Below are 11546 nucleotides of genomic sequence, written 5' to 3' on the forward strand. Positions count from 1 at the left end.
GGTCAACTCACCTAGATTAAAAAAATAATGGTCTTAAACCATTCTTCACCAATACCAGCTTTACCCTGCTGATATGGTCTTAGTCAAAAATAGATCTATTGATCGATATAAATGGAATATTGAAAATTCCTTAGAGGCAGTTTAACGTGATTTAATGATTAAATGGTTTCAATTTTTAAAAAAAAATATATAGTAATCTGTATTTCAAGTATTTAAACACATAAAACTTCCCTAATGATTTCATCATTCATTTTGTCAAGCACCTCTTGATCAAACAACTCAAGATATATTCCTGTAACAGAGTTGCCATATTCATGTCCCAGTGCTTCAGCAATTAGATCCTTACTATACCCAAGTTTTTTTGCAATATTGGCATAAGAGTACCTAAATACATAGGTTGTTAGCTTCTCATTAGTACCGATCATCTCTCCTATTTTGGTCAATTTATAGTTTAATCTTTTTGTAATCTGAGCACGGTAATGAATTGATTTAGACTCATTTCCAATATATTCATCTAGTACCATACCTAATAAAGTACTTCTATCATTTTTAAACAAATCTAAAATTCTAGTCATTTCTGGATGTAACCCAATTGAGTACATCTTACCTGTTTTTCCTCTTTTATAAATGATTCTATCTCCCTTGATGTTCTTTTCAGTTAAGAAAACTAAATCTCTGAGATTGATACCTCGGAGCATAAAAATTAACTTCCCTACATTCCATGCTTTATACAATGGACTGTTTTGCTGAATATCTGCATCAAAATAATTTCTCATCTCCTCTAATGAGATAACTCTGGGTACAGTCTTCTCAGACTTAATTTTATACCTCCTAAATGGGTACCATTCAAGGTCGGCTAGATTGTAATTGATAGCTCGGTTACAAACAGCTCTGAATGTTCGCATGTAGACACCAATTGAATTGTAATTATTCCCTCTAAGTCTTAACTCTTTTTCTACAGTCTGAAGCTGTTTAATACCAATACTTCTGAAGTTGCAATCAAGGTTAATTATCTTGGAAAATACAGATAGGGTGTTTTTGTAAGTTTTTGCAGATCCTCCTCTATTTGATTTCAGTAATAAATCAATGTTATCCTCCCAAAATTCTCTAACAGTTAACTCATTTGGTTGCTTTTGAAGGATGCTAAATTTTATATCCTCTAGAGAATACGTCCTACCAATATTGTCAAATTGAAATTGCCTTAGTCTTTTGGAGTATTTAGCTTTTATTTCTTCAAGTTGAAGCTGTAGTTCAATATCTCCTAAAACCCCTTTATTAGCGTCAAATTTGTCTTTAGAGAGGTAAATACCTGTTGGTATATCAAAATACCTATTAAGATGTCTAATCCTTATTACAACAGCTTGTGTGGTATCTTTCCTTTTTCTGCTGTTTAAAGTGATAAGTAGTGTTGCCATATCTAGTAAGATTATGGCTACAGAGTGTAAGTGAAATTGTCATTGAAATCACCACTATTACCTAGTCACATAGGTGGTAATTCATAAAAATCAATAACTATTCTAATTACATCTAGGATTAAAATAAGAAAAGAGTCACACATTATGTGCAACTCTTATTCTTAGAGCCTCCTATCGGGATCGAACCAATGACCTACTGATTACAAGTCAGTTGCTCTACCAGCTGAGCTAAGGAGGCTTTTTCCTTTAACGTGGTGCAAATATAGGCCTTGCTTATATTCACTCCAAACCCTGCTAAAGGATTTTTTCTATCTCTCTAATTCTGAGAGAGATTAATTTAAAACTCTCTTAAGATGGATAGTTTTTTCTTCAACTTATCAATCTCTTCTTCTGCTTTCTGAATCTTCACATCAAACTGATCCTTCAGCTTATCTGCAGTTTTGGAAGCTGCAAAAAACTCCAAGTTGTTTTTCCAAAGGGTAATGTTATTCTCAAGGTCAGAAATCTGTTTTCTAATGCCATGCTCCTTCTTATTTAAGGTTTTCACAGCATTAGGATCCGATTGAATTTTATTCAAGTTTAATCTGAACAAGAAATCATCCCGATCAAAATTCTCTGGATCAAGTTTTTCAAGATAAGTATCGACAGCAGCTTTAAATTGAGCCTGGATTTCCTTCATGCTCTTTCTTGGCACAAATCCGATTTCATTGAATGTACCTACAAGTTCTGTAAGCTCTTCCTCACTTGCCTCTCCTTTTCCTGCAGAAGTCTCAATCTTCTTGATTACTTCCTGCTTCTTGACAAGGTTGGACTCAAATTCCGCATTATTCTGCTTGTTGGCATTTCTTCGATTATCAAAGAAGGTATCACAAGCAGCTTTGAATTTTTTATACAAAGCATCTCTGCTTTTTTCTGGAGTTGGTCCCAATCGCTTCCAATCTTGCTGCAATTTCACCAATTGATTTGCAGTATTCTGCCAATCGGTATTATTCATCAACTCCTCTGCTTTGGTTATCAATTCCTCTGCTTTGGCTTGATTAGTTGCACGGATTTCATCCAGTTCCTTAAAGAAGAGATTCTTATTATGGAAGAAAAGCTTAAATGCAGCCCAGAAGGCTTTATTCACTTCTTTTCCGGATTCTTTTGGCACAGGACCTATTTTTTCCCAAGCCTTTTGAATCTCTAAAATTTCTTTGGTCTTGGTATTCCAGTCTTTGATTCTCTCAGCTTTAAAATCAGAGAATGATTCCAGCTTCTTGATCAAAGCTTCTTTCTCTTCTTGATTTTTTTGGAAAACCTCTTTTTGACCTTCGTAATATTCTTTTCTTCGATCGTAAACTGCATCAGATGCTGCTTTGAAACGTTGCCACAAAGCTTCTTGCTCATCTCTTGGCACAGGGCCGATGTGCTTGAATTCCTCATGCAATTCATTTAAAGCTTTGATCGCATCTTTCAGATCTTTGACATCCTTTAATGCTTCAGCTTTTTCACAAAGTTCAGTCTTACTTTCAAGATTTTTCTTTCTGTCAAGCTCTTTCAGTTCAAAATAGATACTTCTATTATCATAGAATCTATCCATTAGGGCATTATAGCTTGCCCATAAACTTCTGTTTTGAGAAGAAGGAACTGGTCCGATAGACTTCCACTCTTCCTGAATAGCTTTAATTGAGGCCATGCTGAGAGTAGTCTCCTCCCCATCTACATGTTCTCTTAATTTATTGAGCAACTCCGTTTTAGCAGCTAGATTTGTTTCTTTTTGCTTTTCGGCGTCTTTTCTGATTGTATTTACCTGCTTTCTGAATTCGTAATAATAGGTATTGAATTCTTTTTCTTCGTCGCTTGGTCTAAAGTCGAAATCATCTTCCGCTCCACCCTCTGCTTTGAATTTCTCCAATGCCTCATCACGCTCTTTATGAATAAATTCATCAAAAGCAGCCTTAATTTCATGTACAAGTTTATCAAGCTTCAACACATTACCTTGTTGAGCTTTTTCTTTTAGAAGTTTGACTAGTTGAGTTTTTGTAAGAGAGGACAAATCAATTTCTTCTTCATGATGATCCTCTTCCTCTTCTTCTGAGTTCTCCTCCTCATCTGAATCATCTGTAGCAGCTACCGCAGCCACTTCTTCTTTGGCTTCAGCTTGTTCCTGAACCTCAGTAGCTTCCTCTTCTTTTTCTACTTCAGAAACATCTTCTGATTCCACGGCATCAACACTGGCTTCCACTTCTTCCGAAGTTTCTGCTTCAGCTTTTACCTCCTCCTCAGTAGCCTCTTCTGTAGATTCTACACTTTGTTCTTTTTCGATACCCTTTCCCTCTTCATTTTGGGAGGTTTGAGTCACCTTGTCCTTGTCGGACAAATCATTACTTTTTTCAGTCATAAAAACGGTACTATTTCAAGGCAATATGGGCAAAAGTAAGGATTTTGCCTAATTTAATCTTGGGTCTAGGGGATAATTTGCCATTACCTTAAACTCCCCTCCCATGTTTTTCAAGAGCTTTCTCCAAAGCTCTTCTGGTGTATATTCAAAAGTTTGTAAATCCACTTCTTCTCTACAAACAATCCAGGTATTTTCTTCTAATTCCTCTTCCAACTGATTTAAACCCCAGCCACTATATCCGATAAAGAAACGGACTTTTTCAGGATCAATTAATCCTGTTTTCAATTTTTCAACTAATTGCTCATAATCTCCTCCCCACCACAGTTCCTGACCTATTTGTATACTTCTATCCAAGGCCTTCTCTCCTAGGTAGATATAATGCAAGGTATTCTGTTCCACTGGTCCTCCTACAAAGACTTCATTTTCTAAAAATTCCAGCTCTTCCACTAATTCTCCCAATTTGAGAATGGAAAGCTTATTAAAAACCAAACCAAAACTTCCTTCTTCATTGTGTTCACAAAGCAGCACAACAGATCTGACGAAGTTTTCGTCTTGCAAAAACGGCTCGGAAATCAACAAATCTCCTGCCTTGGGTTTTATCTTTTCATTTTGACTCATTCAGTAACTGATATAATTAAAGGAAAAATATAGATCATAATTTTTTAAAATCAATAGCCATAGTACATTTATCTAACAAATTTTACTGAAAATTAACTTGTGATGAATATTTCAGCTATTCGTAAAGACTATAGTCTCAAAACATTGGAAATCAGTAGTTTAAATACTGATCCATTGCAACAATTTAAGGTATGGCTGCAAGAAGCAATAAATGCGGAAGCTCTGGAAGTAAATGCCATGACTTTGGCTACAATAGGATTAGACGGAATGCCAAGTGGTAGAATCGTGCTCCTGAAAGAGGTGGATACGGGCTTCGTTTTCTACACAAACTATGAAAGTCAGAAAGGAAAAGAGATTGAAAATAATCCCGTTTGTTCACTTACATTTTTCTGGCCTGAATTGGAAAGGCAAGTAAGAATCAAAGGGAATATAGAAAAAGTAAGTGCTCAAGAGTCAGATGAATATTTCCTCTCCAGACCTGTAGGTTCTCAAATTGGCGCATGGACCTCCCCTCAAAGTCAAAAGATAAGTTCTCGTGAGGAACTCCTTTCAAGACAAGCCACAATAGAGAAACAGTTTGAAAACAGCCCGATTACAAGACCTCCTCATTGGGGTGGTTATCGAGTAATACCAAGTACTGTTGAATTTTGGCAAGGCAGACCTAGTAGATTACATGATAGAGTACGATATCAGGCTTCAGAAAATGGAAATTGGGAGCTTTCTATTTTAGCTCCCTGAGATTATTTCAAATCGAATAAATCTGAAACTCCAATATATCTTTCCACTGTAAAACCCTCCCCATAGGTACTCATGATCCTATGACCAAAATCCCTTGCTCGAGATTCAATGAAAGGGAGAAATTCAGGATCGGATATAAAACTTGCTGGCTCCTGATTATTGGGATCAAAAAATTGGGATTTAAAGGCTTTAATGCTTTCCACCTTTTGATCCCAAAATGGAGTTATATCCACGATAAAGTCGGGCTCAATGTAATTATTTTGAATGTAGTGGTAAACGAACTTTGGCCTCCAAGCTTCTTGTTTTTTCCCTTCGAAGCTAGTTTCTATTTTCCTTAAACCACTCATAAAACAGGCTTTAGTAGCCAATTCTGCACCTTTTCCATGATCAGGATGACGGTCATTGACTGCATTTGCCAAAACAATTTCAGGTCTGTATTTTCTTATTACCTGAATAAGTTGATGCTGATGCTCTTCATCATTAGCAAAATAAATGTCTTTAAATCCCATATTCTCACGGGCAGACAATTTCAATATTTTACCAGCTGCTTCTGCCTCTTGAAGCCTGGTCTCTGGTGTTCCTCGGGTTCCCATTTCACCTTGTGTGAAATCTACAATCCCTACTTTATATCCCTTTTCTACTTGAGATAAGATAGTACCTGCACAGCCTAATTCAGCATCATCCGGATGTGCTGCAAAAACCAAAATATCAAGTTTTGTCATTTTTGACCAAAGTTTAAGTCTTTACCTCACTCGGAGATTCTGACCAATTCTTAATATACTTCTAGTAGAAATTCCATTCAAACGGGTGATAGTGTTGATTGAAACTCCATATTTCCTTGCAATTGAACCTAAAGTCTCTCCCTTTTTCACACGGTGATAGGCCGCAGTTCTAGCTTTGACAACTTGTGAAAAGGTACTTGGTGTAATTAAATAGTTTGGGCCGATTATTTTAGCCTCATCAAATTCGTAAACCAATTGTGGGTCAAATGGTAAGCCTCGATACCTGAGCTCATAATGAAGGTGTGAACCTGTACTTCTTCCTGTACTCCCTCCTTTTGCAATCAGATCTCCTGCTTTTACTTCTTGACCCACATCTACAAGAAACTTTGAAAGGTGTCCATAGAGTGTTTCTAAACCATTTTTATGACGAACCACCAAATAATATCCGTAGCCATAGCGATCATAGGATCTAACTCTGACAATTCCATCAAAACCACTGTAGACAGGATCTCCAGTATTTAAGTCTAAATCAGTCCCATAATGCCATCTTCCCCATCTAGATCCAAAAGTGGATGTTACAGGAGTTTTCTCAAGAGGCATTTTCCAATCATAACCGAAAAACGGATCATATAATCGAATATTGACTGAATCAGTGAATGTCTTTGGATCAAAGTTATAAATGTCAATCTTTTTGCTATCCCAACTGGAATAATACTCGTAAGCTGTGATCCATATACTGTCTATTTGTATCTGCTCAGAAACTTTTACCAGTTGATTGGTCGGAGCCCAAATCATAACATTCGGGTCTTCACTTACAATGGATCTGACTTTGCCCAGATTGACATTATTTTCAAAAATAATGGAATCTGTGACGGAGGACAGTGTTCTTAAATATGACTCTTGGTCAAATCCTCTTAATTCTATATTTTTTCTCTCCTGAGTACCAGAAGATTGCGTGGTATTATTATTTCTCTTGATAATCTTTGGAAAAACTTGAGCATTGGCTTCTGTCAAACCAATGCTCAAAAATATTCCTAAAACTAACTTTAGAACTGTGGACCTCATGAATTGGGTTTATGGATTCTCTATTTCGGCTAAATACCGTTCTGCATCCAAAGCAGCCATACAGCCTGTTCCTGCGGCAGTAACAGCTTGTCTATAAACATTATCTTGGGCATCTCCGCAAGCGAATACTCCTTCAATATTTGTTTTTGAACTACCTGGAATAGTTTTGATATAGCCAGAATTATCCATGTGGATAATGTCTTTGAAAATTTCAGTATTTGGTTGATGTCCAATAGCAACAAAGAAGCCAGAAATTGCCAATTCTGATTTTTCTCCGGTTTTATTGTTAAAAATTCTAACGCCGGTTACTTCTTCCTCACCCAGGATCTCATCTGTCTCTGAATTCCAAAGGATTTCAATCTTTGGATTGTTCATTACACGTTTTTGCATGATTTGAGATGCTCTCATCTCATCTTTTCTCACCAACATGTATACTTTGCTGCAAATATTGGATAAATAAGTAGCCTCTTCGCATGCTGTATCTCCAGCACCAACGATAGCAACTTCCTGATTTCTAAAGAAAAAGCCATCACAAACCGCACATGCTGATACTCCTTTTCCATTCAGGCGCTGCTCACTTTCCAAACCAAGCCATTTGGCTGATGCTCCAGTGGAAATAATAACTGTTTCAGCATGAACAGTCACTTGATCGTCTACGGTCACTACTCTTGGATGTACATTGAAGTCAACCTTAGTAACCATTCCGTATCTCACTTGGGTACCGAATCTTTCTGCCTGCTTACGGAAATCCTCCATCATTTGTGGTCCCATGACACCATCTGGGTATCCCGGATAATTTTCCACATCATTGGTAATAGTCAATTGACCTCCAGGCTGTCCTCCTGTATATAAAACTGGCGATAAACCTGCCCTTGAGGCATAAATTGCTGCAGTATATCCTGCTGGTCCTGAACCGATGATCAGTACTCGAACCTTTTCAATTTCTTGATTCATTAATAGCTTGTATTAAATCGGTTAAATTTTGTCAATTATGATGGGTAAACAATATTCGGCTCTGTTAAAATTCCCTAAGAGAATTCAAGCTTGTAATTCAAATCTGAAAATGTTCTGATTTGAAAAAGAGTACCAGTACCGTGTATATTAAAAAAGGGGCTAAAAGCCCCTTTCTATTTTTTTGACTTTTATCCCAAATAGGGCTTCAAGGTCTTGCTTCTTGAAGTATGTCTAAGTCTCCTGATTGCTTTTTCTTTGATTTGCCTTACTCTTTCCCGAGTCAGGTTAAATTTCTCCCCGATCTCTTCCAAAGTCATGGCATGCTCTCCGTTCAGTCCAAAATAAAGGGTGATGACATCGGCTTCACGTTGAGTCAAAGTAGATAAAGCTCTCTGAACTTCCTTACGAAGAGAATCATTCATCAAACCATCATCTGGTTTTTCATCTCCATCGTTTTCCAAAACGTCCAAAAGGCTATTCTCTTCTCCTTGAACAAATGGAGCATCCATTGAAACGTGTCTACCAGAAATCTTCATGGTATCAACAACTTCACTTGCAGTTACTTCCAAAACCTCAGCTAATTCTTCCGGAGATGGCTCTCTTTCGAATTTCTGCTCAAGTTCACTGAAAGTCTTGCTTATTTTATTCAAAGAACCAACTCTATTCAAAGGCAAACGAACAATTCTAGATTGTTCAGCCAAAGCTTGCAAGATAGATTGTCTAATCCACCATACAGCATAGGAAATGAATTTGAAACCACGAGTTTCATCGAATCTTTGAGCAGCTTTTATTAGACCCAAGTTACCCTCATTGATCAAATCACCTAATGATAAACCTTGGTTCTGGTACTGTTTTGCTACAGAAACGACAAATCGAAGGTTGGCTTTAGTCAATTTTTCCAAAGCCAATTGGTCGCCTTCTCTGATTCTTTTGGCCAGAACTACCTCTTCATCTGCTGTCAACAGGTCTACCTTTCCAATCTCCTGAAGATATTTATCCAGTGACTGGCTTTCTCTGTTGGTAATCTGTTTGCTAATTTTTAGCTGCCTCATTCAGAATTATGATTTGTGAATTTTAATTTAATAATATAGTGTCAAAATAATCAAATAGGAAATTAACCCTGTTCTTTAGATGCAGGTTTTTCAGGTTTTGGCAATAAAGCCTTTCTTGAAAGTTTAAATTTCCCGGTCTTTTTATCGATATCGATTAGTTTAACCATAATTTCTTCTCCCGGCTCCAATACACCATCCATGGTCTCTACTCTCTCCCATTTGATCTCCGAGATATGTAGTAAACCATCTTTACCCGGCATAAATTCCACAAATGCACCGAAAGGTTGAATATTTTTCACTTTTCCAGTATAAGTCTCTCCTATTTCAGGCTGAGCCACAATAGCTTTGATTCTGCTAATCGCAGCATCCATGTTATTTTGGTTCGCAGAGAATACACTGATCTTTCCTTGATTATCTACTTCCTCGATCACAATCGTGGTAGAAGTATCTTTTTGGATCTCTTGGATCACTTTACCTCCAGGCCCGATTACAGCTCCGATCAACTCCTTAGGAATCATCATCATAAATGATCTTGGAGTATGTGGTTTCAAATCAGCTTTTGGCTCAGCCAAAGTCTTGGAGATTTCATCCATAATATGAAGTCTTCCTTCTCTCGCCTGATACAAAGCTTCCTTCAATACAGAGTAATCCAAACCTTCTACTTTAAGGTCCATCTGACAAGCAGTGATCCCAGCTCTAGTTCCAGTTACTTTGAAATCCATGTCACCCAAATGATCTTCATCACCAAGGATATCAGAAAGGATTGCATAGTTTCCAGTTTTCGCATCAGAAATCATACCCATTGCAATTCCTGTAACAGGAGCTTTGATTTTGATACCTGCATCCATCATGGCCAATGACCCAGCACAAACTGTTGCCATAGAAGATGAACCGTTTGATTCTAAAATATCAGAGACAATTCGAATAGTGTATGGATTCTCCAATTCAGAAGGCAAAACCTTCTTCAAAGCTCTCATAGCCAAGTTGCCATGACCTACTTCTCTTCTACCTGGACCTCTGTTAGGCTTTACTTCGCCTGTAGAGAAACCTGGGAAATTATAGTGTAGGTAGAATTTATTGTAACCAGAAATAACAGCTCCATCAACCATCATTTCATCCATCTTAGTACCTAAAGTACAAGTGGTTACAGATTGAGTTTCTCCTCTGGTAAATACAGCAGAACCATGTGCAGAAGGCAAATAATCAACGACTGACCAAATTGGTCTAACCTCGTTCAATTTCCTTCCATCCAATCTCTTCTTTTCCTGAAGGGTTAGATTTCTTGCTGCTTCCTTATGGATTTTATGGAAATAAGGACCGATTAAGCTGGATTCAAATTCATGTTCTTCGCCTAAACTTGCCACAAACTCATCCTTGATTTCTTTGATCAATGCTGATCTTTCAGACTTATTAGCGATCTGCTTGCTTACTGAGGCATATAATTTGTCATAAACCTCAGCTCTCATTTTCTCATACAAAGCAGGATCAGACTTCTCGTGAGAATATTCTCTCTTCACTTCTTTTCCAACAGCTTTGGTCAATTCCAACTGAACCTGACAATGCTTTTTAATTTCTTCGTGAGCGAATTGCATTGCCTCAACCAATTCATCTTCAGAAATCTCACTAGACTCCCCTTCTACCATAAGGATGTAATCCAATGAACCGGCTACTATAAATTCCAAAGTTGCCTCAGCTAATACAGCAGGACTTGGGTTAATACAAAGTTTGCCATCTACTTTTGCAACTCTAACTTCTGAAATAGGTCCATTGAAAGGAATATCAGAAACTGCAAGGGCAGCTGAAGCAGCTAGGCCAGCAAGACAATCAGGTAAAACCTCATCATCTGCAGACATCAAAGTGATAGCTATTTGTGTATCTGCATGATAATCGTCTGGAAAAATCGGACGAATTGCTCTATCAACGATACGGCTAATTAAAATTTCGTAATCAGAAAGTCTACCCTCTCTTTTCAAAAATCCTCCGGGAATCTTTCCGGATGCAGCAAATTTCTCTTGGTAATCAACGGATAAAGGTAAAAAATCCACCCCTTCCAAAGCCTCTTTTTTGGAAACAACTGTAGCCAAAAGCATGGCTTTTCCCAACTTCACTACAACAGATCCATCAGCTTGTTTAGCCAATGCACCTGTTTCAATAATAATTTCTCTTCCATCTTCGAGTTTGATGGATTTGGTGATCAAGTTTGGTAACATAAATGCGTGTTAGTATGAAAGCGTCTAAATATAAAAATGTTTGGTACTACCCTAAAAAAAGAAAAAGTAAGGTTCTCAACATAGAGAACCTTACAATAAGGGTTATTTTCTGATTCCTAAATCGGCAATGATAGCTCTGTATCGCTCGATTTCTTTTTTATGAAGATAGTCAAGTAGAGATCTTCTCTTACCTACTAATTTCAAAAGACCAAGTCTAGAGGAGTGATCCTTCTTGTTTGACTTCAAATGCTCAGTCAAATGCTTGATTCTGTGTGTAAAGAGGGCAATCTGAGACTCAGGAGATCCTGTGTCAGTTTCAGATTTTAACCGTCCATGATTCTTAAACAACTCTTGTTTCTTCTCTGAATTTAAATACATGTTTAGCTAAATTT

Annotated in this window: 10 protein-coding genes and 1 tRNA gene; 1 reads left to right on the top strand and 10 read right to left on the bottom strand. The window is 37.3% G+C overall.

The annotated features are described in order from the left end of the window. Positions 1–212: 212 nt before the first annotated feature. The 4 genes from J0A69_RS15245 to J0A69_RS15260 all read right to left on the bottom strand — a co-directional run bounded on the left by J0A69_RS15245 (position 213) and on the right by J0A69_RS15260 (position 4413). The gene (locus tag J0A69_RS15245) at positions 213–1415 is read right to left on the bottom strand and encodes a tyrosine-type recombinase/integrase (RefSeq protein ID WP_206587467.1); all 1203 of its coding nucleotides are present in this window, start codon (positions 1413–1415) and stop codon (positions 213–215) included. Between the two features lie 165 nt (positions 1416–1580). Beyond that, a tRNA-Thr gene (locus tag J0A69_RS15250) sits at positions 1581–1653 on the bottom strand. Between the two features lie 99 nt (positions 1654–1752). After that, positions 1753–3795 carry a DUF349 domain-containing protein gene (locus tag J0A69_RS15255; protein ID WP_236032893.1) on the bottom strand — a complete coding sequence of 681 codons (2043 nt, stop codon included), beginning with the start codon at positions 3793–3795 and terminating at the stop codon, positions 1753–1755. Between the two features lie 48 nt (positions 3796–3843). Continuing rightward, on the bottom strand, positions 3844–4413 hold the full coding sequence (locus tag J0A69_RS15260; protein WP_206587468.1) for a YqgE/AlgH family protein: 570 nt from the start codon (positions 4411–4413) through the stop codon (positions 3844–3846). A gap of 102 nt (positions 4414–4515) precedes the next feature. On the opposite strand from J0A69_RS15260, the gene pdxH reads away from it, so the two are divergent. Beyond that, the gene (pdxH, locus tag J0A69_RS15265) at positions 4516–5151 is read left to right on the top strand and encodes a pyridoxamine 5'-phosphate oxidase (protein WP_206587469.1); all 636 of its coding nucleotides are present in this window, start codon (positions 4516–4518) and stop codon (positions 5149–5151) included. A 2-nt stretch (positions 5152–5153) separates the two neighbouring features. Here pdxH and bshB1 read toward each other — a convergent pair whose 3' ends face one another. From bshB1 to rpsO, 6 genes are all read right to left on the bottom strand, one after another. Beyond that, positions 5154–5873: a bacillithiol biosynthesis deacetylase BshB1 gene (bshB1, locus tag J0A69_RS15270; RefSeq protein ID WP_206587470.1), complete on the bottom strand. Its 720-nt coding sequence runs from the start codon at positions 5871–5873 to the stop codon at positions 5154–5156. A gap of 21 nt (positions 5874–5894) precedes the next feature. Next, positions 5895–6938, bottom strand: coding sequence for a peptidoglycan DD-metalloendopeptidase family protein (locus J0A69_RS15275; RefSeq protein ID WP_206587471.1), 1044 nt, complete (start codon positions 6936–6938; stop codon positions 5895–5897). Between the two features lie 9 nt (positions 6939–6947). After that, entirely contained in the window at positions 6948–7892 is a 945-nt protein-coding gene (gene trxB, locus J0A69_RS15280) for a thioredoxin-disulfide reductase (protein ID WP_206587472.1), read from the bottom strand. Between the two features lie 188 nt (positions 7893–8080). Further along, the gene (locus J0A69_RS15285) at positions 8081–8944 is read right to left on the bottom strand and encodes a sigma-70 family RNA polymerase sigma factor (RefSeq protein ID WP_026954085.1); all 864 of its coding nucleotides are present in this window, start codon (positions 8942–8944) and stop codon (positions 8081–8083) included. A gap of 62 nt (positions 8945–9006) precedes the next feature. Continuing rightward, a complete protein-coding gene (pnp, locus tag J0A69_RS15290) occupies positions 9007–11154 on the bottom strand; it encodes a polyribonucleotide nucleotidyltransferase (protein ID WP_206587473.1) in 2148 nt (715 codons plus the stop codon). Positions 11155–11256: 102 nt separating this feature from the next. After that, positions 11257–11532 carry a 30S ribosomal protein S15 gene (gene rpsO / locus J0A69_RS15295; RefSeq protein WP_184497409.1) on the bottom strand — a complete coding sequence of 92 codons (276 nt, stop codon included), beginning with the start codon at positions 11530–11532 and terminating at the stop codon, positions 11257–11259. Positions 11533–11546 lie beyond the last annotated feature (14 nt).

The organism is Algoriphagus pacificus (assembly GCF_017254845.1).
Lineage (GTDB): Bacteria > Bacteroidota > Bacteroidia > Cytophagales > Cyclobacteriaceae > Algoriphagus > Algoriphagus pacificus.

Excerpts from the sequence above, each read along its gene's own strand:
- pdxH (WP_206587469.1), top strand. The coding sequence starts at position 4,516 with ATGAATATTTCAGCTATTCGTAAAGACTATAGTCTCAAAACATTGGAA.
- J0A69_RS15255 (WP_236032893.1), bottom strand. The coding sequence starts at position 3,795 with ATGACTGAAAAAAGTAATGATTTGTCCGACAAGGACAAGGTGACTCAA.
- J0A69_RS15275 (WP_206587471.1), bottom strand. The coding sequence starts at position 6,938 with ATGAGGTCCACAGTTCTAAAGTTAGTTTTAGGAATATTTTTGAGCATT.
- trxB (WP_206587472.1), bottom strand. The coding sequence starts at position 7,892 with ATGAATCAAGAAATTGAAAAGGTTCGAGTACTGATCATCGGTTCAGGA.
- pnp (WP_206587473.1), bottom strand. The coding sequence starts at position 11,154 with ATGTTACCAAACTTGATCACCAAATCCATCAAACTCGAAGATGGAAGA.
- J0A69_RS15285 (WP_026954085.1), bottom strand. The coding sequence starts at position 8,944 with ATGAGGCAGCTAAAAATTAGCAAACAGATTACCAACAGAGAAAGCCAG.
- rpsO (WP_184497409.1), bottom strand. The coding sequence starts at position 11,532 with ATGTATTTAAATTCAGAGAAGAAACAAGAGTTGTTTAAGAATCATGGA.
- J0A69_RS15245 (WP_206587467.1), bottom strand. The coding sequence starts at position 1,415 with ATGGCAACACTACTTATCACTTTAAACAGCAGAAAAAGGAAAGATACC.
- J0A69_RS15260 (WP_206587468.1), bottom strand. The coding sequence starts at position 4,413 with ATGAGTCAAAATGAAAAGATAAAACCCAAGGCAGGAGATTTGTTGATT.
- bshB1 (WP_206587470.1), bottom strand. The coding sequence starts at position 5,873 with ATGACAAAACTTGATATTTTGGTTTTTGCAGCACATCCGGATGATGCT.